Source organism: Providencia sp. PROV080, from assembly GCF_033688105.1.
Taxonomy (GTDB): domain Bacteria; phylum Pseudomonadota; class Gammaproteobacteria; order Enterobacterales; family Enterobacteriaceae; genus Providencia; species Providencia zhejiangensis.
Genome location: NZ_CP096346.1, coordinates 19,756 through 43,828, shown reverse-complemented (window position 1 = coordinate 43,828; position 24,073 = coordinate 19,756). Strand labels below are relative to the sequence as shown.

Genomic DNA, 24,073 nt, shown 5'->3' with positions numbered 1-24,073 from the left:
TATTGTCTGTGAATCTAAATGCAACAATCCTCGGCCAGGCTATCGCGTTTGTCCTGTTTGTTTGGTTCTGTATGAAGTATGTATGGCCACCGATTATGGCGGCCATAGAAAAACGTCAAAAAGAAATTGCTGACGGTTTATCTTCCGCAGAACGTGCTAAAAAGAACCTGGAACTGGCGCAAACCGACGCAACCGACCGACTGAAAAAAGCAAAAGCAGAAGCTCAGGTCATCATCGAACAAGCGAATAAACAACGCAGCCAGATGATTGAAGAAGCCAAAGCAGAAGCTGAAACAGAACGTGCAAAAATCGTCGCACAAGCTCAAGCAGAAATTGATGCTGAGCGCAAACGTGCACGTGAAGAGCTACGTAAACAGGTTGCGATGCTTGCTGTCGCAGGTGCCGAGAAGATCATTGAACGTTCCGTGGATGAAGCTGCTAACAGCGACATCGTTGATAAACTAGTCGCTGAACTGTAAGGAGGGAGGGGCATGTCTGAAATCGCTACTGTAGCTCGCCCCTACGCCAAAGCAGCTTTTGACTTTGCTGTGGAAAACCAGTCTGTTGAAAAATGGCAAAATATGCTGGCCTTCACCTCTGAGGTGACGCGCAATGAACAGGTTGGTGAGCTACTTTCTGGTTCTATTGCGCCAGAAAGATTAGCAAAAACGTTTATCTCTGTTTGTGGAGATGAAATTGACGAGCATGTTCAAAATCTGATTCGTATTATGGCTGAAAACGGGCGTCTAAGTACGCTACCAGAAGTATTAACTCAATTTATCCAATTGCGTGATACCATGGAATCAACGATTGAAGTTGATGTAATTTCTGCCAACGAACTGAATGAACAGCAGTTAGCCAAAATTTCTGCAGCGATGGAAAAACGTCTGTCACGCAAAGTTAAGCTGAATTGCAAAATTGATAAGTCTGTTATTGCTGGAGTGATTATTCGTGCTGGAGACCTCGTTATTGACGGGAGTGTCCGCGGTCGCTTAGAGCGTTTAACTGACGTCTTGCAGTCTTAAGGGGACTGGAGCATATGCAACTGAATTCCACCGAAATCAGCGAACTGATCAAACAGCGTATTGCTCAGTTCGATGTTGTGAGTGAAGCTCACAACGAAGGTACGATTGTATCCGTTAGTGACGGTATCATTCGTATTCACGGTTTAGCCGAAGTCATGCAGGGTGAAATGATCGCACTGCCTGGCAACCGTTATGCAATTGCATTGAACTTGGAGCGCGACTCCGTTGGTGCTGTTGTAATGGGTCCTTATGCTGATTTAGCAGAAGGCATGAAAGTAAAATGTACTGGTCGTATTCTTGAAGTTCCAGTTGGCCGTGGCCTGCTAGGACGTGTAGTGAATACACTGGGTGAGCCTATTGATGGTAAAGGCCCTGTTGAGCACGATGGTTTCTCTCCTGTAGAAGTCATTGCTCCAGGTGTTATCGACCGTCAATCGGTTGATCAGCCTGTACAAACTGGTTATAAATCAGTCGATGCGATGATTCCTATCGGTCGTGGTCAGCGTGAGCTTGTTATCGGTGACCGTCAAACAGGTAAAACTGCTTTGGCAATCGATGCAATCATCAACCAACGCGACTCAGGCATCAAATGTGTTTACGTCGCTATCGGTCAGAAAGCGTCAACAATTTCTAACGTTGTTCGTAAACTAGAAGAACATGGCGCACTGGCAAATACCATCGTTGTTGTTGCAACGGCATCTGAATCAGCTGCTCTGCAATATTTAGCACCATACTCTGGTTGTGCGATGGGTGAATACTTCCGTGACCGTGGTGAAGATGCACTGATTGTTTATGATGACCTGTCTAAACAAGCCGTTGCGTATCGTCAGATTTCTCTGTTGCTACGTCGTCCACCTGGACGTGAAGCTTACCCTGGTGATGTTTTCTATCTGCATTCACGTTTGCTGGAGCGTGCTGCTCGTGTTAACGCTGAGTATGTTGAAAACTTCACAAAAGGCGAAGTTAAAGGTAAAACGGGTTCATTGACAGCGTTGCCTATCATTGAAACTCAGGCTGGTGACGTTTCTGCATTCGTTCCGACTAACGTAATTTCGATTACAGATGGTCAGATCTTCCTGGAATCTAACCTGTTTAACTCTGGTATTCGTCCAGCGGTTAACCCAGGTATTTCAGTCTCGCGTGTTGGTGGTGCTGCTCAGACAAAAATTATCAAGAAACTGTCTGGTGGTATCCGTACAGCACTCGCTCAGTATCGTGAACTGGCAGCATTCTCCCAGTTTGCTTCAGACCTTGATGACGCTACGCGTAAGCAGTTGAGCCATGGTCAGAAAGTAACTGAATTGCTGAAACAGAAACAATATGCACCAATGTCAGTTGCAGAGCAGGCACTGTCTCTGTTTGCGGCAGAACGTGGATATTTGGAAGATGTTGAGTTAGCGAAAATTGGTGCATTTGAAGCTGCATTAGTTTCTTATGCATTGCGCGAGCATGCTGACCTTATGAATCAAATCGGCCCGGCGGGTAACTATAACGATGATATCGAAAGTAAGTTGAAACAACTGCTCGAATCATTTAAAGCAACTCAGTCCTGGTAATACTATTCGGCCCGTGAATTTTAATGGGCCGTCTGGTTAATAAGGAGAAGCAGAAATGGCCGGCGCAAAAGAGATACGTTCCAAGATCGCCAGCGTGCAAAACACGCAGAAGATCACTAAAGCGATGGAAATGGTCGCGGCGTCCAAAATGCGTAAAACGCAGGAACGCATGGCGGCCAGCCGTCCTTATGCAGAAACTATGCGCAGTGTGATTGGTCACCTTGCGTTAGGTAATCTGGAATATAAACACCCATACCTTGAAGAGCGTGAAGTTAAGCGTGTTGGGTATTTGGTTGTTTCTACAGACCGTGGTTTGTGTGGTGGTTTGAACATTAACCTGTTCAAAAAACTACTATCAGACATGAAAACATGGTCTGAAAAAGGCGTTCAAGTTGATTTGGCTTTGATCGGTTCTAAAGCAGTTTCATTCTTTGGATCTGTCGGCGGCAATGTCGTCACTCAGGTTACAGGAATGGGGGATAACCCAACGCTTTCTGATTTGATCGGTCCAGTTAACTCTATGCTACAAGCCTATGATGAAGGGCGTTTGGATAAACTGTATGTGGTGACCAATAAGTTCATCAATACAATGTCTCAGGAGCCAACTATTCTTCAACTTCTTCCATTACCTGAAAGTAATGATGAAACCTTGAAGAAAAAATCTTGGGATTATTTATATGAACCCGATCCTAAGGCGTTGCTGGATACCCTGCTGCGTCGTTATATCGAGTCGCAGGTTTATCAGGGCGTCGTTGAAAACCTGGCTAGTGAGCAGGCCGCACGAATGGTAGCAATGAAAGCAGCTACCGATAATGGTGGAAACCTGATCAAAGAGTTGCAGTTGGTTTACAACAAAGCTCGTCAGGCCAGCATTACTCAGGAGCTTACCGAAATTGTTTCGGGTGCTGCCGCGGTTTAACAGCTAGGTTTACGAATTACGTAGAGGATTCAAGATGGCTACTGGAAAGATTATCCAGGTAATCGGCGCCGTTGTGGACGTCGAGTTCCCTCAAGATGAAGTACCAAAAGTGTACGATGCTCTTGAGGTTATTAACGGTAAAGAAAAACTGGTGCTGGAAGTTCAGCAACAGTTAGGCGGTGGTGTTGTCCGTTGTATCGCAATGGGGACATCAGATGGCCTAAGCCGTGGTTTAGAAGTTAAAAACTTAGAGCACCCAATTGAAGTACCAGTAGGTAAAGCAACTTTAGGACGTATCATGAACGTTCTAGGTGACCCTATTGATATGAAAGGTGACATCGGCGAAGAAGAGCGTTGGTCTATCCACCGTGCAGCGCCAAGCTACGAAGAACTATCAAGTTCAACAGAACTGCTAGAAACCGGTATTAAAGTCATGGACTTGATTTGTCCATTCGCTAAAGGTGGTAAAGTAGGTCTGTTCGGTGGTGCGGGTGTTGGTAAAACAGTAAACATGATGGAACTTATCCGTAACATCGCGATTGAGCACTCAGGTTACTCAGTATTCGCTGGTGTTGGTGAGCGTACCCGTGAAGGTAACGACTTCTATCATGAAATGACGGATTCTAACGTTCTTGACAAAGTATCACTGGTTTATGGTCAGATGAATGAGCCACCAGGAAACCGTCTGCGTGTTGCACTGACTGGTTTGACTATGGCTGAAAAATTCCGTGACGAAGGCCGTGATGTTCTGTTGTTCGTGGATAACATCTACCGTTATACACTGGCAGGTACTGAAGTATCCGCTCTGTTAGGTCGTATGCCTTCAGCTGTAGGTTATCAGCCAACACTGGCAGAAGAGATGGGTGTTCTTCAAGAACGTATCACTTCTACTAAGACGGGCTCTATCACCTCAGTACAGGCTGTTTACGTACCTGCGGATGACTTGACTGACCCATCACCAGCAACAACCTTTGCTCACTTGGACGCAACCGTGGTTCTGAGCCGTCAAATCGCTTCTCTGGGTATTTACCCTGCGGTTGACCCTCTGGATTCCACCAGCCGTCAGCTTGATCCACTCATTGTTGGTCAAGAGCACTATGATGTTGCACGTGGCGTTCAGTCTATCCTTCAGCGCTACCAAGAACTGAAAGATATCATTGCAATTCTAGGTATGGATGAGTTGTCTGAAGAAGACAAACTGGTTGTTGCTCGTGCTCGTAAGATCCAGCGCTTCCTGTCTCAACCATTCTTCGTTGCGGAAGTCTTTACTGGTTCACCAGGTAAGTTCGTATCCCTGAAAGACACTATCCGTGGCTTCAAAGGCATTCTGAACGGCGATTACGACCACCTGCCAGAACAAGCGTTCTACATGGTTGGTACCATTGAAGAAGCTGTGGAAAAAGCTAAAAAGCTTTAATCTGGCTGACGGGAGGTTGATATGGTAGCTGCAATGACATACCACCTGACAGTTGTCAGTGCTGAAAAACAGATGTTTGACGGACTGGTACAAAAAATTCAGGTGACAGGTAGTGAAGGTGAACTGGGTATTTACCCACAGCACACCCCACTGCTGACTGCCATAAAACCGGGCATGGTACGTATTACTAAGCAGTTTGGTGAAGAAGAGTTAATTTACCTCTCCGGAGGTATTTTAGAAGTTCAACCAAATGGCGTTATCGTGCTGGCTGATACAGCTATCCGTGGTAAAGATTTAGATGAGGCGCGTGCGCTGGAATCTAAACGCAGAGCGGAAGAACATGTCCGTAAAGCTCACGGTGATGTTGATTATGCTCAGGCATCGGCAGAACTTGCGAAAGCAATAGCGAAACTTCGAGTTATCGAGTTAACTAAAAAGCTGATGTAATGAAGGCAGTATAAAGAAAAGCCAGTCGGTTAATCCCTGACTGGCTTTTTTATTTGTGCGAAATATGTAGTATTTTACGTAGGAAATAGGTTTACTTTCACCCTAAAGTTGGAGTTTCAGGAAATTATGACTGTGCAAAGAAAAAGTGTCGTCATTCTTGCTGCTGGTAAGGGCACTCGAATGTATTCAGAATTGCCTAAAGTCTTGCATTTATTGGCAGGCAAACCAATGGTTCAGCATGTTATTGATACTGCAAAATCAATTGGGGCATCAGACATCCATCTCGTTTATGGGCATGGTGGCGATTTACTGAAAAAGAAATTGGGTGAACAAAACCTTAATTGGGTCTTGCAGGCAGAGCAATTGGGAACAGGGCATGCCATGCAACAAGCAGCGCCTCATTTTCAAGACGATGAAGACATCATTATGCTTTATGGCGATGTGCCATTGATCGCTCAAGATACCCTACAGCGCTTGGTTGATGCTAAGCCTAAAGGGGGGATTGGTTTATTAACGGTGATTTTAGATAACCCAACGGGTTATGGCCGTATTATTCGTGAACAGGGTGAAGTTGTTGGTATTGTTGAGCAAAAAGATGCTACAGAAGAACAACTTAAGGTTCAAGAAATCAATACTGGGATCATGGTTGCGAGTGGTAAAGACTTCAAACGTTGGTTAGCTCAACTGAATAACAATAATGCCCAAGGTGAATACTATATTACTGATGTTATTGCATTGGCACATAAAGAAGGTAATAAGATAGAAACTGTTCATCCTAGCCGTTTGAGCGAAATGGAAGGGGTCAATAACCGTTTACAATTAGCGGCTCTTGAGCGTGTTTATCAAAAAGAGCAGGCAGAGAAATTACTCCTAGCCGGCGTGATGCTAATTGATCCTGAACGTTTCGATATTCGCGGAACCTTAACCCATGGTCGAGATGTGATCATTGATACTAACGTGATCATTGAAGGAAATGTCACTTTAGGTCATAACGTACATATTCAATCTGGCTGTATTTTGAAAAACTGTGTTATTGGTGATAACTCAGTGATCAGCCCTTATTCAGTGATAGAAAACTCTGAATTATCTACCGAATGTACGGTAGGTCCTTTTGCTCGTTTGCGTCCTGGTGCTAAATTGGCATCTAAAGCCCATGTTGGCAACTTTGTTGAAATGAAAAATGCATCATTAGGCCTCGGCTCCAAGGCTGGCCACTTGACCTATTTAGGTGATGCAGAAGTGGGTGATAATGTAAATATTGGCGCAGGAACGATTACGTGTAACTACGATGGCGCGAATAAATATAAAACGGTCATCGGCGATGATGTGTTTGTTGGATCGGATACCCAGCTAATCGCGCCAGTTTCTGTTGCAAATGGCGCAACCATTGGTGCAGGCACGACAGTCACTCGTGATATTAATGAAGGTGAGTTAGTGGTTAGCCGTGTTAAACAAGTGCACATTAAAAACTGGCAACGTCCAGTCAAGAAAAAATAAGATAAATTTTAAAGGAGGAGACGAAGTTTCTCCTCCATTTATTAGTATTAAATAGATAAAAATATAATAACCCCATTCTCTACAAGGCTCGGGGAAACAGCAAAAGCTGTAATAACAATCAGGTAGCGACATCGTAAGGGCTACGGCTCTTTGTTTAGGAATAAATTAAATATGTGTGGAATTGTAGGTGCTGTCGCACAACGTGATATCGCAGAAATTCTCATTGAAGGTCTTCGTCGTCTTGAATACCGTGGTTATGACTCGGCAGGTATGGCTGTTGTTGATCATGAAGGTCATCTTCAGCGTTTACGTGAAGTCGGTAAAGTTCAAATGCTGGCGGAAGAAGCAGAGAAAAACCCAGTATCTGGCGGTACAGGTATAGCGCATACGCGTTGGGCTACTCATGGTGTTCCAAGCGAACGTAATGCTCATCCGCATACTTCTGGTTTTATTGCTGTTGTACATAATGGCATTATTGAAAATTATCTGGAATTAAAAGAAGAGCTGAAACAGCTCGGTTATGTCTTTAGTTCTGAAACTGATACTGAAGTGATTGCTCACCTTGTTCATCATGAGCAACAAAAAGGTGGTTCTTTAGTTGAAGTTGTTCAACGTGTTATCCCTCAGTTACGTGGTGCCTATGGTACCGTGATCATGGATAGCCGTACTCCTGAATTATTAGTCGCTGCTCGCTCGGGAAGCCCATTAGTTATTGGCCTCGGTGTTGGCGAAAACTTCTTAGCATCGGATCAACTGGCATTATTACCTGTGACACGTCGTTTTATTTATCTCGAAGAAGGGGATATTGCGGAAGTGACTCGCCGTACAGTACGTGTCTTTAATCATCAAGGTGAACCAGTTGAACGTGAACAAATAGAGTCAAATGTTCAATACGATGCAGGTGATAAAGGTATTTATCGCCACTATATGCAAAAAGAAATCTATGAGCAGCCAATGGCGATCAAAAACACCCTTGAAGGGCGTTTTAGTAAAGACAATGGTATCGACCTTAGTGAATTAGGCCCTAAAGCAGAAGAGATTTTATCGCAAGTTGAGCATATTCAAATTGTTGCTTGTGGAACCTCTTATAATGCGGGAATGGTGGCTCGTTACTGGTTTGAATCTTTAGCAGGAATTCCTTGTGATGTAGAGATTGCCTCTGAATACCGCTATCGTAAGCCTGCTCACCGTAAAGGCAGCTTAATGATTACGCTTTCTCAGTCAGGTGAAACCGCGGATACATTAGCAGCGTTACGTTTATCGAAAGAATTAGGTTACTTAACATCTTTAGCAGTTTGTAACGTAGCGGGTTCGTCGCTAGTGCGTGAATCTGATTTTGCTTTAATGACTAAGGCGGGTGCTGAAATTGGGGTTGCTTCAACGAAAGCGTTTACCACTCAATTAACGGTACTGTTGATGTTGGTTGCGTATATGGGGCGCATTAAAGGCGCGAATCCAGAGTTAGAAGAGAACATCGCGAATGCGTTACACGCGTTACCAGCACGCATTGAAAGTATGTTATCTCACGATAAAGTGATTGAGGCGCTGGCGGAAGATTTCTCGGATAAAAACCATGCCTTATTCCTTGGCCGTGGCGAGCAGTTCCCAATAGCCGTTGAAGGGGCGTTGAAGCTCAAAGAAATCTCTTATATTCATGCTGAAGCCTATGCAGCTGGTGAGTTAAAACATGGCCCATTGGCACTGATTGATGCAGATATGCCAGTGATTATCATTGCACCGAACAATGAACTGTTAGAAAAATTAAAATCTAACATTGAAGAAGTTCGTGCACGTGGTGGCTTGTTATATGTATTTGCGGATCAAGATGCGGGCTTTGAGGCGAGTGAAAATATGAAAATTATTTCTCTGCCACATGTTGAAGAGCTTATCGCACCGATTTTCTATACTGTGCCACTACAGCTATTGTCTTATCATGTGGCGTTGATCAAAGGAACCGATGTTGATCAGCCTCGTAACTTAGCTAAATCAGTGACAGTTGAATAATACTGTGAGATAAAGACGTGAATAGCTTAAACCCGATTATATCGTTAATTATATAGTCGGGTTTTTTATTATTTAATGTTATCAAACCGAGGGTTTTCTGGGGTAGTCAGAGAGGATGATATTATTGATGACGATAATTCAGCGGTTAGCAGCCTGTCATTGAGTTGTGAGATGATTAGCTTAATAATCGTGACATATCGTTAAACATGGATTGCCACTCATCTTCATCAATTTCCATCAATCCAAAATAGCGCAACATAAAAGCACCTTCAGTGGCAAGAAACATCAATCGAGCGCGTTTTCCTTGTTCGGTCGAGGTGTCTAAATGACGCAATCTGTCGCGATACCAATGACGTGTACTTTCTAGGTATTCTGGCGTTTGTAATAAAGCTGCCATCAATGCTGCCCCTTTCGCCATAGCGACTTTATCGTGTTCATACGTCGCGAGCCGATGGGCATTAATTCGATTCTCAGGTGAATTATCTTTTTCTATTTCACGATTGAATATTTGTTCATAGGTATATCCCCAACGTTCAAACATCGCATCGATGAGAGCATCTTTGTTACCAAAGCAATATTGCACACCACCTTTAGAAATTCCCATGGATTTGGCCACGGCATCAATGGTTAGAGCGGCGGCTCCTTGTGTGAGCACAATCTCTTCAGCAGCATCGAGCACTTTATCTCGATCGATTGTTCGTTGACGTCCCATTTAACAAAAACCTCTTTTCAATACATACGTATGGATTTATATTGTAGCACAATCATTAATAAATGATGATTAAATAAACTTGTTGAGATGATTTTATGCTAGCTGATTATAAACGCTGGATTATTTTACTTTTAGTATCAAGTGTACTGTTTCTCATTGTGATCGATGTAACGGTGTTATACACGGCTCTACCTCGATTAACACATGATTTAGGCGCCACATCCTCCGAAAAATTATGGATTATGAATGCATATCCGTTAATTGTCGCGGGATTATTACCGGCAGCGGGGATGCTTAGTGACCGTATAGGTCATAAGGTGATGTTTCTTTTAGGGTTACCTTTATTTGCCATCGCCTCTTTGTGCGCGGCATTTTCCCCAACTGCATTGAGCTTGATTTTATCAAGAGGCTTTTTGGCCGTAGGGGCTGCAATGAGCATGCCCGCAACGTTATCAATTGTTAGGCATGTTTTTTTAGATCCAAAAGAGCGTGCTCTTGCGATAGGGATTTGGTCGGCTGTTGCGTCAGGTGGCGCTGCTATCGGTCCACTCGTTGGCGGTATATTGCTTAACCATTTTTGGTGGGGCTCAGTATTTTTAATTAATGTACCGGTAGTATTATTCGTATTGCCTTTCGCTTACTTTTTAATTCCTAAATGTGGCGGAGAAGGTTCACAAAAAATCGATTATATCGGCTCTGTGTTAGTGCTTATTGGGTTAGTTGGTACTATTTATGCCCTAAAAGAGCTTGGTAAGCCTTATACGAATTGGTGGGCGTTTATTGTTGCAGGCATCATAGGTGTTTGGTTCTTGTGTATCTTTAGCCGTAGACAAATGTCATCTGATTCGCCAATGATTGATTTTAAGCTATTTGCTAACCCACGCTTTAGTGCGGGTATCTTAATGGCAATATTATCGATGGTCATCATTGTTGGCGTCGAGCTTCTGTTAAGCCAAAGATTACAGCTTGTGATGGGATATACACCGTTTCAAGCGGCTCTGTATATTATTCCTATCCCTATCGCCTCGGTATTGGCTGGCCCATTAGCTGGAATGTTATTACATAAAATTGGCGAGAGACGGTTAACAATATTTGGTTTCGTCTGTACCTTGATCGGTGTCATCGGCCTTAATTATGTTTACCAAACTGCTACCGGTTTCATATTATTGGCATACTTATTTTTGATTGGCTTTGGTCTTGGTGTGATTTTTACTACCGCCTCAACCACAGTGATGTTGAATGCACCTGATCAAAAAGCGGGTATGGCAGCGTCAATTGAAGAAGTCGCTTATGAAATCGGTAGTGTGTTGGGGGTGACTTTTATGGGGGGATTGATGAGCGCCATTTATACAATGAAGCTATCGTTACCAGACAACTTAGCGGTGGATGAGAAAGCTTATGATAGCATTGATGAAGCTTTTATTATCGCGGAGCATTTGCCACAAGAGAGTGCAAATATCTTGATTAACCAAGCGCATACTGCTTTCGATCAAGCATTTGGTGGCGTAATGATATCAACAATTATTATTTTGATTCTTTGCTCATTAGTTATTCCTCATTTTTTTCGCAAAACATAAAGGCTAATAATTAAAGGGAAGTGCCATCAAAAACACTTCCCTATTGTGATAATAATCTCTTATTTATCTCTGCAATGAATGCATATTTGCTTCTTGGCCTACAGGGTTATTGAATCTTTCTGATGAGTAATGCACCAAAGAAGGGGCAAATAGCAAATAGCGCAAATAACCAGATTGAAGCTTGTTGGGCTCCAGCTAACCCTCCAGGGCTAATAAGTCCACTATTATTGACGACTACACCAACTAAGGCTGCTGATAGTGCTGTTGCGTACAGTTGAACGGTAATAATTGATGAGGATGCAAGATTCTCTTCGCCGTTAGGGGCGACATTAAAAACCTTTAAAACAAGATGTGGCCAGCAAATACCAATTCCTAGACCAACTCCCATCATGGCAATTAAATAGATGGCAAACAGAAGTATTGAATCCACTAATTTTGTATTAGGCGTTAAAATAGCCAGTAAGATTAATGAGATAAATATAATAATTGGGCCTAAACGAAGTATTTTTAATACGAGTGGCCCCGTTTTATTCGCACTGAGTAATGCGCCAATTGTCCAACCTGCGGCCATAATTGCGGTGAGATAACCTGCTGATAATGGAGAAAATTGATGGATAGTTTGTAAGAAATAAGGGACATAAATTTCCGTTGTCATACCACCAACCAGTAAACTCATCGTTAAGTAAATGATAGCAAGCGGATTTTTGAATGAATAAGTGCCTGTAGGGAGTAAGCGTTTACCTTGCTTACCATCAATGAGAGCAATGGTAATCAGCATGGTGATGCCAACTAGCAGACCCACGACATTAAATATGAGTTCTTGAGATAAACTTCCGATCGAAATCGCTAACACAGAAGCAACTAATAATGTAATAGCAAGAAAAGGCAATTTACTGGTTTGTGGTTGTTGGTTTGTTTTTTTAGGTAATTGATTAATAACAATTAAAGTAAGAAAAACAGCAACTGGCAATAATGACCAAAAAGCCCAGCGCCAATGTCCACCTTGGGCAAATATCCCACCAATTGCAGGCCCACAGAGCGTGGCAATTCCCCACATACCGGAAACGACCCCCATAGCACGTGACCAGAGATTTTCGGTAAAAACAATGCGAATTAATGCATAGCTTAAGGCAAATAAAATACCGCCCCCTAGCCCTTGAAGCGCACGTCCGACAAGTAACGTTAGCATTGAAGGGGAAGCGGCACACCAAATCGACCCTAATGAAAATAAAAATAAGGCGGTTAAATAAGCAAATTTAGGTCCTAATTGGTTGAGGATTTTGCTTGATAATGTTGAGCCGACAATAGAGGTGGCAACAAATATGGTGGTATTCCATGCATAATATTCTAGGCCACCGATATCATTGACAATGCTCGGAAGAATCGTTGTAACGATATAAATGTTGATCGCATGGAGTGCGACACCACCAGTAAGGGCGATAGTCAGTAATGCATTAGTGCCACTGAGTAAATCAGCCCATTTGGCTTGATTTGTCGTTGATGGATCATTGCTCATAGCGAAACCTGCTAGACGAGAGAGTTAAAAAAAAGTTAATATCCAAGTATTAGCTTGGATATTAGAGTGGCATCATGATTAATGCAAGTAATTACTTTGATAATTTAAATCTCAGCCAAGCGGTTGATAAAGTGTTGTTTTGTATCAAAACTAAAGCGCCTATCTCAACCGCTGTGATTGCAAAAGACTTAGCCATGACGGGGGAAGCTGTCCGCCAACATCTTCAAAAATTGCTATCACTAGGTTTAGTTGAGGGGGTGCAGTGCACTTCTCAAACAGGTGCTGGTCGACCGAGGCAGAATTGGGTGCTGACTGAATTAGGACATCAGCGTTTTCCAGATACGCATGCACAGCTTACGTTGCAGCTCATTGATTCAGTAAAAAGTATTTTTGGGAATGAAGGGCTAGAAAAACTGATTAGCCAAAGAGAAAGTGCAATTAAAACCAAATATCTATCTCGTTGTGCACAGCGACCTTTTATTGAACGACTACAGGCATTAGCTGATATTCGTAGTGAAGAGGGTTATATGGCACGTATTGAACAAGAGGGGGACAGTTGGTTATTAATTGAAAACCATTGCCCAATCTGTGCTGCGGCGACTGTTTGCCAAAATTTTTGTCGCTCCGAATTACAATTATTTCGTGAAATTATGGGCGATGAAGTTACGATTGAGCGAGAGCAGTATTTACTCAATGGTGGTGGGCGCTGTGTTTACCGTATTCAGAAAATAAAATAAAGGCCGAGAGTTTGCTCTCGGCCATGTTGAGAGACTATTTTGTAACTTCAATCAATTCACTGGTTTCGATATGGGGAGCCAATTCTTCAGCAGTGAGCCACAATGGTTTTTTTTCAAACTGTTCATAAAGGGATAATTGGTCTTGATAATGAGGAGATGGTTTTCCTTGCGGTGAAATAAAACCGCTTTGTCCTGGAGCAACAACATCCCAAGCTTTCACCTTATCGTCGGTAAACACAATCAAGTCATTTTCGGTTCCTCGATTATGATATTCATTTTGGTGTAGACTTTCTGCGCTATTAGCTTGAGGAACACCGAAGAAATTATTGGCTCTAAAAGTTAGTGCTGTCGCTGGCGTTTGCCAACTCGCAGGATGATGACCATATTGCTGGGTCATTTGCTGATAAGTTGTACGTAATGCTTGGCGAATAACATCATCTTGTGATTTCCCTGAAAATAGGTCAATAGCTTGTGGAATAGCAGATTGTTGCCCTAATAATGATTCATATAAGATTTTTGCGCCTGTACTAATATTTAATGAGCCTGTAGGACCTTCTTGTGTTGTTTCATAGCCACTGGCTAAATACCATTTATCAAAAGGAGCGGGGACTGTTTGGCCCAGCGTGGCTTTTAGCATCTCTTTTAGCCAAATATCCAATATTGCTGAGCCTGGTTGAATATAATGTTTGCCCTCTTTTGAAAGATAATTAATTCCATTCCATTGGTTAAGAATAGATGCAAGTTTTACGGCATCGTCATCGGCAGGTAAATCGCGTGTCGCACGCAGAATATAAGGGGTAAATAGGCGATGATTCAGGTCAACACGACTCGTCTGTTTTAGAATATCCCACATGTCCTCTTGATTTAACAGATGCTTTGATTCTATTAGCTTATTGATTTCTGTGACGCGATCAGCAGATCCCCATAAAAACGCAAACAAGTCACTCGCGGGGTAATTTTTTGCTGGGGAATTATTCCAGTTAGCAATATAACCCGATTTAGGGTTGTACACTTTCGGGTTATTAGCAAAGGGCTGCATGCCTTTCCAGTCCCATTCACCAGTGCCGGGAACGGGGAGTCGAGGGTCATGATTTTCTTGGCGTTCAGGATAATGCCCAGTATGGATATAACCAATATTGCCGTCTTTATCTGCATAATACCAATTAATGGTTAAGGCTTGGTTCTGTGCCTGATTTTGCCATTGTTGCCAATTTTTGGCTTGTGCTTGTTTTACCCATGCCATTAAAGAGGAGACCTCTTTTCCATCCCATGCACGTGCCTTGCTGTACGCGATATTGGCATTATCATCTGTTTTCATGACATTACCGTGCACCGTTCGATAAATATCTAATGTAACGGACGGGGCATCTTTCACATTAATTATCTCTTGGCGGCTGAGCATTTTTTTCCATTGGCCTTGGTGTTGATAATAATCAGGGCGTTGTGGGTCCAATTTTTCTGCAAATATATCAACGCCATCCCCAAAGCCAGCCGTTGATCCCCACGCGATATTGCCATTATGACCAAATAATATGGCGGGATAGGCGAAGGGGGTGTTACCCACTAAGTCGAAACCAGCGCCATGTAAACCAATCCCGTAGGTATAAGCAGGATTAAACCAACCAAATTGTGGGCCGTTTAGCAAAATTGCATTGGCACCATCAGCTTTTGCTTTCCCGACAACCCAGATATTACTTGTTGTTGGATAACCCGCTAAGCCATTTGCACCACTTTGCGCATATTGTTTGGCTATCAATTGACTATTTTGCTGTGTTGTTAATGCGATTAATTTGCCAGAGGCATCTTTAGCAGGACGTTCAAACATCGGCGGCATTAGGCGATAATCACCTATTTGATTCACCTGTGATTGATTGTTTTTATTTTTTGTATCTAGATAAGTGAATTCTTGAGCGTCAATAGTGGTGGGGGCATTAGGATTATTCAGCCAATTTATTTGGTTGAATACCGCTAACCCTTTTTGTTCACCATATTTATCTTTTAAGGCGGTTAATAAGGCTAAATTATCGATTTCACTATTCATATCAGAGAAACGGTTAGCCATGGTACCGACCATAATCATAGCAACATCAAAACTGTTCCATTGAGAGGGGGTAAAACCATAATCCATGAACTGTTTAGGCATGAGTTTATCAGGTGTGGTATTGACTTGTTTTATCCACGCGTTCATGCCATCGGCGTAGCCTCGTAGAATATCTTGTTCTTTTTTGGGAAGGTTGTCTATCTGTTGATGGATAGAATCTGGCCAGTAATTACTGCGGATATCTTTGTCAAAAGCAATGAAATCTTTACCTAGTACTTCCGAAACAGTGCCTTGTGTACTGCGTTTGGCCATTTCCATTTGGAAAAGTCTATCTTGGGCGACGGCATAGCCATAACCATAAAAAAGACTATAAACATCATCTGCATAGATATGTGGAACACCGTAGCTATCACGATCTATCTTTATTTTATTCGGTTCAGCATAGCTGGTGGATGCAAGTGTTGCGAATCCAAAAATAACCATTGCAGATAATATATTATTTTTCTTCATCAGATGAGCCTCCATTTTTTATTGTATTACGAGACTAACAATCACTAATTTGTAAATGAAGGGTTAAATAATGGTTAAATTATTAATATGTGAACTAAGTAGATAAAAAAGGATACATAAAAAATAAAAAAATATTAAAAGTGAATCTAATCACATTAGCTGTAAATTAGCGTTCTGTAGATGAAAGGGGCTTTTTTTTACGGCGATTAATCCACCAAGCATAGAAAATGCCGGATATTGCACCAGCTATATGTGACTCAGTCGAAATATATTGATGAATAGGGAGTAAGCCTGCTGCCATGGCACCAAAATAAAAGAGTACCAATAATGCAATGAGGATATCGACAAGTTGGCGTCTAAAGAAGCCTTGAGCAATCAGTAGTCCCCAAAGCCCAAAAATCCAACCACTTGCACCCACATGGATGGCATAGCGACCAACCAGCCAAACTGCTAATCCGCTGGTAATAATAATAAATGATGAGGCATATACATATTCACGAATAGTTCTATGCATAAGGATTGCACTGAGGATCAGTAAAGGTGGTAGGTTACTCAGTAAATGCCCCCAACTACCATGAATAAAGGGGGCAAGTGGAATACGAATTAAACTATTTACCTCTCGCGGGATAATACCGAAGCGCGTGAGAGCATAACCGGTTAGGCTATTGATTACTTGGATGATAACCAATAGCCCAGCTAAAATAGCGAGTAATTTTAAACGCTGGCTTAGCCATTGCTTCATCATCAGTGCTGGCCTAGTGCTTGTACGCTTTCAACCAGATCGGCGAGTTGGGCAACAACTCGATCACCAACATCGGCATTATCTCCACCAAGTGCTTTATTGCGCATGAAGTCTTTCTTGATTTGTTGCCAACGCGCAGCTTCTTGTTCAGTAAGCCTACCTCTGATCTCGGCTAGTTTGAGTAAATTCTCTTCAGCCCCTGTCGTGAGTAATTGCGCTTCACCTAGGTAGTGATCATCTAATAAACGCTCAAGTTCTTCCTCATTCATAACGGATGAAACTTTTTCAGCTAATTTATTCATGTTGCGATAGCTACCTTGTAGGCGGAAGGCGGGTTCAGTTCGATATTTATCGGATTGCGCAGCACTCGCGATATATTGCTGATTTACTTTAAGCACGATATCCCGCAAGGTGATTAGATGCTTAATCACTGCAACGATCTCACTGATTTCTGCATCTGAATAAGGGTAGTTTAACGCATTGGTGGAGATTGATTTCCCCATAGCCTTATCTACGAGCAGGTAGAGATCATTCAGGTCACGTAAGGCAAGTGGAGCCAATACTGAATTTGAAGTTAAACTGTTTTCAATGTAGCTTAATGCAAAGGCATCATCCATGCCACCAAGGACTTCCCCTAAATTATAGATATCAGCTCGGTTTGCAAGCATATCAGGTATGCGGAACACTTCACCGGATTCTGTATAGGGGTTACCCGCCATAACAACACAGAATTTTTTCCCGCGCATATCATATGTTTTGGTTTTTCCTTTCCAAACCCCTTCAATGCGTCTTGTGCCATCACACAAAGAAATAAATTTCTGTAAGAACTCTGGATGGGTATGCTGAATATCATCAACATACAGCATGACATTATTGCCCATTTCTAAGGCTAAATTGAGTTTTTCTAGCTCTTGTCTTGCGGTTGCATTGGGAGCTTGTTCAGGGTCGAGCGATAACACTTCATGACCTAATGCAGGGCCGTTAATTTTCATGAAAATTAGGCCTAGACGGTCAGCAACATACTCCATGAGTGTCGTTTTTCCGTAGCCCGGCGGGGAGATCATTAAAAGTAGGCCCATCAAGTCGGTACGTTTGCCCTCACCGAGAGCACCGATTTGTTTTGCCATATTGTCGCCGATAATGGGTAAATAGACATCATTAATGAGCTTATTGCGTACAAAAGAGCTTAACGGGCGTGCTTTGAATTCATGCAACTTCAAACGACGACGTTCATCAATAACAATGCGTTGGCGTAGGGCTTGGTACTCACGGAATGCCGGTATAAATTGCTTTCTCTGCTGACGCATGCGACTGAAATAGTTATCTAAGCTCAATGACAGCGTTTGGTTCTCAATCATTGGATGCTCGCCAAGCAAACCACTCACTTTGAAATAGAGATCCGCTTCACTATAACGTGCAGAAGCGACTTTATCTAAGATAATAATGGCGATTGCGCCAGGAATATAAGGCGTGAGATGGGCAAATTCTGAATTTGAGCATAACCCTTTTAACCAATTTTGAATCAAGGCCCAGCGCTGAGCATAGCGATCTGAAAGGTTCTGTTGTGAACGATTAAAATCGATCCACATATGTGCTTCTTCTAATCGACTCTGTAAGGCGACGACTAAGTCACGTGCATATTTACTGTAAACTAACTCGATAGGGGTGCGCGCTAAAGCAAAACTGAGATACTCTGCTGCCTGAGTTTGTTGATAGCTTTCACATGCGATAGGGTGTTCTTGTAGAAAGAGGCTAATATCAGCCTCAATTTCAGCTTGTAAATCCAGTAACGCATCATCATTGTGAAATAATTGCTGAATATTAATCGCTGTTCTGGCACGCTCTGGCCACAGTGCTGGGTAATCATGAGATTGCATTTTTTCCCAGAAAATCGCCGCAATTGCTCGCGATGTTGGGTTATAACGCAGTAAATCGGCACTTTCACCAACCGGAATTAACTTTTTCAAAATCGCTATAGCGTCATGATCATGAATTCCCTTTTCGTAACCTTCTTTATAGCGGGGAGCTGCGAAGTCACGGACAATTTTTTCTAATTTCTCTGGTACAGATAACGCTGACTTGAGACTATTATAGTCGAGTCCATCTTGGCGTTTGCTTGCTGCATAGATAATTGAATAGGCAAGATATTCAGCTCTGTACACATTATCCGATTCAGATTCAAGCATTGCAGTCCAATAAGGCTGCAATTTGGATAACTGTGGATTATCTATCGGTTCTTGGAAATCTGTTCCTGTGAGATACAACCAAAGCTGGTTATCTTTAGGTAAAATGGTTAAATCAAGCTCTTGGGTATTAACGCTAAAGCGATGGCGAGGCCCTAATTTAATGACATTACCGCCATCTTCAAATATATCTGTTTTATCTCTCAGTGTACGAATTGCTTGGTCACGTGCAGCCTTCAATTTAGCATCAATATCGTCAGCCTTGACGTTATCGTTGATTTCTCTCAGCTTTTCAATGATTTCGCGGGTTTTTGCTGCTAATGGATCAGAAGCAAAAAAGGCATTGAGTTCATCTTGTGACAGCAAGCGTGAAGTACGACGCTGTAGACTTTCTAATAAACGCTCTGCTGCGGTTTGTAAATTTTGTGAACGGCGCTGGCGTTCATCCAGTAGCGTTTGCTTGTGTGATTCAAAGGTTTCTAACAACTCTTCGCGTTTAGAGAGAATATCATCGAGAAATTGATCATGATGACTGAATTGGCTTTCTAATTCCTCTAACTGCACTAATAATCGTGACAATTGGTCATCACAACGTTCAGGATCTGTAGAAAGAGAGAGCGCGTTGGTAATACCTTGGCTGAATAAGCGGAATTGTGCGCCGAATTGGGCGACCGTTTCAACACTGCTTTGGGATTTACGTTTTTGTTGTAAGCGAGCGCGAGACTGATTTAATTGAGCATAAATTTGTGAAATAGCATCAATAATATGGGTTTGCTGGGTCACATCGTCAAATTTTAGAGAGGCCATTAAGTTCGATAGCATATCCAAGTCGGCAGACATTTTTTCCATGCCATTCATTGGGATATCTAACTGAGCGCTATTTTGGGCGTTCTCCACCTGTTCTTCAAACGTAGCGAGTTGCGTTTTAAACGGTTGTAGCGCTTTGTCACTGGCTAGGAACGTCGCTGTCGATTGGGAAACATATTGCTGCGCTTCGGTGATTTCCTCTTCCATTTGTGCGAGCTTTGCTAAATCCATATAACGGAATTCGCGTAGAGAAATCAGATGACCACGCTGTGCACTCAGTGCATTTAACCCATCAACAAACTGTTGAATATCATTCCAGCTTTCAGGAAGGGTTAAAGAAATCAACGATTTTTGTCGACTAACCGCTTCGCTCATCGATTTTGCTGATTGCTGGCGGATACTCTCGACTTTTTCATACTCATCTAAGACCAATTCGCTAGTTTGCGTGATCTCTTTGAGTAATTTACCAATACCTAAACACGGTTCGTCATTGAACCAATAATAGATATCCAGCAAGTTTTTGGGCTGCTGGCTCAGTTGTTCGTAACGGGTAACGGAAACTTGATTACCTTCAATTTCTTTGGCGATATGTAAGATTTCTGAAATACCGCGCACAAGGTCAGCATTACCAATGCGACCAAAAAAGCCACTACGTGGAGGTTGTTGATCTGCAAATTCTTCGGAATAAAACGGTGTTTGCCAGACTTGCATAGGATGAACACGAGTGGCTTCATCTCCTTCACCTTCAAATAACACCATTTTTCCATCTTCAAGCATGGCATAACCATGCCCGATCAGCGGAATAGCCAGTTTTCGCTCAATCAAGTTGTAGTTAAATAAGGCAATGCGGCCTTGATTTGGTGAATAGAACACATAGAGAACATCTTCACCATTGGGGGAGCGACGTAAACGGCGAAAGCGCATGCCATCCATGGGTTGGTCAAAGGTTTTGTATTCACCATTTTGTAGATAATAGCCACCAGGGAAAATAATGCCGTGATCTTCAGGTAACTGCACACATGCTTGGCCAATAGCATCAATCCGTTGAACGGTTTGAGTGAGCGTGTTGTAAACGAGATAGCGCCAACTTTCTTCCCGATAAGGTAATATCTTTAATAAGATAAGGCTGCCAGTTTGAGCATATTCAATCTGCGCATCATCGAGGGATTGGTTTTTATCTAAAACCGCTTCTCGATAAATTCCGAGACCATCTTCCGTGTTATTTTCACACTTAATCGTGAGATCACCCCCGATAGTTTCGACGAAGACGGTATCTAAAATATTAATATGTGGAAATCGGCCATTTACCGTATTTTCACGCGTGGTTTTAACCCATTCGAAATCATAGGCTGGAGGTAGTGCGATATCACGTTCACCTCGGTTATCGATATAGTCGATTTTGCTTTTATCACTGGAGATAGACCAGCGGAAGACCCTGACATCGGTGATACGATCGCCAATTTGGAAACTAGCTAACAGTTTTCCATCACGCTCGACGAGCTGTAGCAGTTGGGTATTTTTGTAGTAGGTATATAACTCGGTAAAGTCTTGGGTAAAGCGAGGATCACTCAGGAATGTCCCTTCATAAGGGGCTTCTTCAACATCAAATTCACCGTGGTTATCGATTAGCCGATACAGTGAAAACACATCTTCAATGTGGGTTTCTTTTTTGAGACCTAAGAAGACGTTATAACCAAACAGAAGCCATTCACCGACACGAACAATATCCCTTGCTTGGCAATTGTTTTCTGTGCGAATACGGATACGACCAATAATATCCATTTGGCTTTGGCCGAACTCTTGCAAACGACTGTCATTGAGCTGCACTGCTTTTTGATGAAGCTGTTGCCCTTGCTCGGTGAGGCGTTTGCGTAATATTTCATATGCGCCACCTTGTGCAACCGCGCTATCCAGTATTTCCTGCTCGTGATCTGTTTCCTGAATTGACATGTATCGCTGATTTCCTTGGCTATAACAAAAACACAAGACATATACAGGTGATACTTCAAGCCAATATAAGGTTGATGTATTTGTATTTAGTGGCCCAAGTCACTTAAATGTCTAAGTTCTTGGGCTATCTTTTACATCGACATCAACAACATGACTTGTTACCTAAAGGATATAGTATATGCCTTTGAATTATCATCTTAATTAGAGTTGATTATCGCTTTGGTTTTCAGGTTTTGCTGTGACAGTTTTTACCTGTTGACCTGCACCTTTTGCAGCCATAAACCCATTAATCAGATCTTGAACCTCTGGGTTTTTTAGCAAAGCGGCGATGTCGATTTTTTTATCGTCTTTACGGTTGATCAGCTTTTCGACACTCTCCTTCGCAAAACTGCTTTTATCCATAAAGCCATCAACGGCTTTGCCTAAGCTAAGTGCTTTAGAGAAGGTATTAAAGAAGCTACCATCTCCGCCAACAATTTCGATATTTGTCTTGGTTAAGGCTGCTGCCAGTACATCGGCTTGTTCGCGAGCAATTTCTTTATTTGCGGCAATTGAAGCCATAGATTGTTCAAACTCTTTCTCAAGACGCATACGGAATTCTTCGTGGGCGCGAGCTGTATCACTGAGGTGATCCATAGATTGGAACTTATCCGTCAAGCCATCAGCTTCTGCTTTTAGACGCTGACGAATGACTTCGGCTTGTGCAGCACCTAATTGGCCTTCACCGCGAGCTTGTGCGGCCAGTTTTTCTTCAAGTACTTTTGCATCCGCCAGACCTAATTTCTCTTTCGCATTCGCTTGTTGCTCTTCACCACGCGCTTGCGCTGTTAATTTCTCTTCAAGGATTTTCGCTTCAGCAAAGCCCTGTTGTTGCTCTGCTAGCGCCATCGCCTCCCTCACTTGCGCTTCTGTTAAGCCTTTTTCTTTTAAGCCTCTCGCTTCGGCAAGGAGTTTTTCTGCTGTGATGTTAGCTTGTACTAACCCTTCTTTTTCTTCCGCTTCTGCCGCCGCTTGACGTACTCGTGCTTCGGCTAAGCCTAATGCTGCATGTTCTGCTTCAATCCCTTCTGCTAAGCGTTTTTTGGCTTCTGCTTGTTTTGCTGAGGCTTCAAGCTCGGCTTGAGCCATGGTACTGATCTCTTCAGCTTTGTGTTTAGCACTTGCCTCGTCGGCTTCCGCTTTCTTCACTTGACGTACTAAGGATTCTTCCGCTTCTGCTTGAGCGTTAATGACAGTGACTTGTCTTAAACGATCGGCTTCTGAAATTTCACGAACTTCTTTAATACGCTCTTCTTCTTGAGCAACACTTTTTTCTACCACCACACGTTCGCGAATGACATTAGAAATATTTTTGCGTTCTTCTTCTAATGCTTTTTCTTTTTCAATGCGTTGTAGTTCAACTTCACGTTCGCGAGCAACAATTTCGAGGTCACGAGCGCGTTTGACTCGCTCTTCTTCGATAGTGACAGCACGGGTACGGTTTTGTTGAGCAACTTCAACTTCACGCATACGGTTTTCTTCACGGATTTCAATTTCTTGTTGAGTTTGAATCCGTGCTTGTTCTGCTTTTAAGCGTTCTTCTTCTTGTACACGTAATGTTTCAGCTTGTTCACGCGCTCGAATATTTTCAATTTCACGTTTTTGACGGGCTTCTGCATCGGCTTGTTGACGCTCAAGTGCTAAGCTAGCTTCGCGGGTTTCCACATTTTTCTTTTGAATTGCCAGTTCTTGGTCACGTTCTTTCTGGTTCGTTTCAATATTATGGATTGCGGTAATTTCAGTGATTTTACGAATACCTTCGGAGTCGAAAATATTATTTGGATCGAGCGCTGCTTTTGGTGTTTGCTCTAAATAGTCGATGGCAACGTCTTCAAGCGCATAGCCATTGAGATCTTTACCGATAACATCAACAATACGATCACGGAAGTTTTGTCTATCTTCAAAAAGTTTAGACAGCTCAAACTGCTTACCAACCGTTTTGAGTGCTTCTGAGAATTTAGCACTAAATAAGGTGCTTACGGCTTGATGGTCAGAAGCACGGTCAACACCAATCGCCTTAGCGACTTTAAGTACATCTTCCGTTGTTTCATTTACACGTAAATAAAAGGCAACGGTAATATCAGCACGTAAATTATCTTGGCAAATCAAGCCATCTTTCCCACGGCGATCCACTTCTAAAGTTAAGAGAGATATTCTCATAAACTCTTTTTTGTAGATAACGGGGTAAACTAAAGCACCAGTAAAGTGAACTTTTGGCTGTGACGACATGTCGTTAACAATCAGCGCTGTTCCTTGTGGAACTTTGATATAGAAGGCTTTAAATAGCCCAAAAAATCCAAGTATGACTACGATGATGCCCCCGACAATGGTCAAAAAGGGCATTAGTTCAGCCAATTCCATATTTTCTCTCCATGGGTTTCGATAATGTCGTCG

16 protein-coding genes are annotated in these 24,073 nt (G+C 42.6%); 10 read left to right on the top strand and 6 right to left on the bottom strand.

The window, feature by feature from the left end:
- Nucleotides 1-8: 8 nt before the first annotated feature.
- The 8 genes from atpF (at nucleotide 9) to glmS (ending at nucleotide 8,865) form a co-directional block, all read left to right on the top strand.
- Nucleotides 9-479, top strand: a complete 471-nt coding sequence (gene atpF / locus M1F03_RS00155; RefSeq protein ID WP_163860454.1) for a F0F1 ATP synthase subunit B — start codon at nucleotides 9-11, stop codon at nucleotides 477-479.
- Between the two features lie 12 nt (nucleotides 480-491).
- A complete protein-coding gene (gene atpH / locus M1F03_RS00150; protein WP_154623596.1) occupies nucleotides 492-1,025 on the top strand; it encodes a F0F1 ATP synthase subunit delta in 534 nt (177 codons plus the stop codon).
- Between the two features lie 14 nt (nucleotides 1,026-1,039).
- On the top strand, nucleotides 1,040-2,581 hold the full coding sequence (gene atpA, locus M1F03_RS00145) for a F0F1 ATP synthase subunit alpha (RefSeq protein WP_154623595.1): 1,542 nt from the start codon (nucleotides 1,040-1,042) through the stop codon (nucleotides 2,579-2,581).
- A 55-nt stretch (nucleotides 2,582-2,636) separates the two neighbouring features.
- Nucleotides 2,637-3,500 carry a F0F1 ATP synthase subunit gamma gene (atpG, locus tag M1F03_RS00140; RefSeq protein ID WP_154623594.1) on the top strand — a complete coding sequence of 288 codons (864 nt, stop codon included), beginning with the start codon at nucleotides 2,637-2,639 and terminating at the stop codon, nucleotides 3,498-3,500.
- Between the two features lie 34 nt (nucleotides 3,501-3,534).
- Complete coding sequence (gene atpD / locus M1F03_RS00135) at nucleotides 3,535-4,917, top strand: F0F1 ATP synthase subunit beta (RefSeq protein ID WP_154623593.1); 1,383 nt, start codon at nucleotides 3,535-3,537, stop codon at nucleotides 4,915-4,917.
- 21 nt (nucleotides 4,918-4,938) lie between these two features.
- Complete coding sequence (locus tag M1F03_RS00130) at nucleotides 4,939-5,364, top strand: F0F1 ATP synthase subunit epsilon (RefSeq protein WP_154623592.1); 426 nt, start codon at nucleotides 4,939-4,941, stop codon at nucleotides 5,362-5,364.
- A 126-nt stretch (nucleotides 5,365-5,490) separates the two neighbouring features.
- Nucleotides 5,491-6,861, top strand: coding sequence for a bifunctional UDP-N-acetylglucosamine diphosphorylase/glucosamine-1-phosphate N-acetyltransferase GlmU (gene glmU, locus M1F03_RS00125; RefSeq protein ID WP_154623591.1), 1,371 nt, complete (start codon nucleotides 5,491-5,493; stop codon nucleotides 6,859-6,861).
- A 171-nt stretch (nucleotides 6,862-7,032) separates the two neighbouring features.
- Complete coding sequence (gene glmS, locus M1F03_RS00120) at nucleotides 7,033-8,865, top strand: glutamine--fructose-6-phosphate transaminase (isomerizing) (protein ID WP_154623590.1); 1,833 nt, start codon at nucleotides 7,033-7,035, stop codon at nucleotides 8,863-8,865.
- Nucleotides 8,866-9,040: 175 nt separating this feature from the next.
- Here glmS and M1F03_RS00115 read toward each other — a convergent pair whose 3' ends face one another.
- On the bottom strand, nucleotides 9,041-9,577 hold the full coding sequence (locus M1F03_RS00115; RefSeq protein ID WP_154623589.1) for a TetR/AcrR family transcriptional regulator: 537 nt from the start codon (nucleotides 9,575-9,577) through the stop codon (nucleotides 9,041-9,043).
- Nucleotides 9,578-9,672: 95 nt separating this feature from the next.
- Here M1F03_RS00115 and M1F03_RS00110 point away from each other — a divergent pair, with 95 nt between their 5' ends.
- Entirely contained in the window at nucleotides 9,673-11,154 is a 1,482-nt protein-coding gene (locus tag M1F03_RS00110) for an MFS transporter (protein WP_154623588.1), read from the top strand.
- A gap of 106 nt (nucleotides 11,155-11,260) precedes the next feature.
- On the opposite strand, the gene M1F03_RS00105 is transcribed toward M1F03_RS00110, so the two are convergent.
- Nucleotides 11,261-12,670, bottom strand: coding sequence for an MFS transporter (locus M1F03_RS00105; protein WP_163860452.1), 1,410 nt, complete (start codon nucleotides 12,668-12,670; stop codon nucleotides 11,261-11,263).
- 74 nt (nucleotides 12,671-12,744) lie between these two features.
- Here M1F03_RS00105 and M1F03_RS00100 point away from each other — a divergent pair, with 74 nt between their 5' ends.
- On the top strand, nucleotides 12,745-13,407 hold the full coding sequence (locus M1F03_RS00100) for a helix-turn-helix transcriptional regulator (RefSeq protein WP_154623586.1): 663 nt from the start codon (nucleotides 12,745-12,747) through the stop codon (nucleotides 13,405-13,407).
- Nucleotides 13,408-13,441: 34 nt separating this feature from the next.
- On the opposite strand, the gene M1F03_RS00095 is transcribed toward M1F03_RS00100, so the two are convergent.
- From M1F03_RS00095 to M1F03_RS00080, 4 genes are all read right to left on the bottom strand, one after another.
- Nucleotides 13,442-15,958: a penicillin acylase family protein gene (locus M1F03_RS00095; protein ID WP_375097481.1), complete on the bottom strand. Its 2,517-nt coding sequence runs from the start codon at nucleotides 15,956-15,958 to the stop codon at nucleotides 13,442-13,444.
- 166 nt (nucleotides 15,959-16,124) lie between these two features.
- On the bottom strand, nucleotides 16,125-16,700 hold the full coding sequence (locus tag M1F03_RS00090; RefSeq protein ID WP_154622060.1) for a rhomboid family intramembrane serine protease: 576 nt from the start codon (nucleotides 16,698-16,700) through the stop codon (nucleotides 16,125-16,127).
- Between the two features lie 2 nt (nucleotides 16,701-16,702).
- Nucleotides 16,703-21,640: a DNA repair ATPase gene (locus M1F03_RS00085; RefSeq protein WP_318840046.1), complete on the bottom strand. Its 4,938-nt coding sequence runs from the start codon at nucleotides 21,638-21,640 to the stop codon at nucleotides 16,703-16,705.
- A 201-nt stretch (nucleotides 21,641-21,841) separates the two neighbouring features.
- Nucleotides 21,842-24,040 carry a hypothetical protein gene (locus M1F03_RS00080; protein ID WP_154622058.1) on the bottom strand — a complete coding sequence of 733 codons (2,199 nt, stop codon included), beginning with the start codon at nucleotides 24,038-24,040 and terminating at the stop codon, nucleotides 21,842-21,844.
- Between the last annotated feature and the right edge of the window lie 33 nt (nucleotides 24,041-24,073).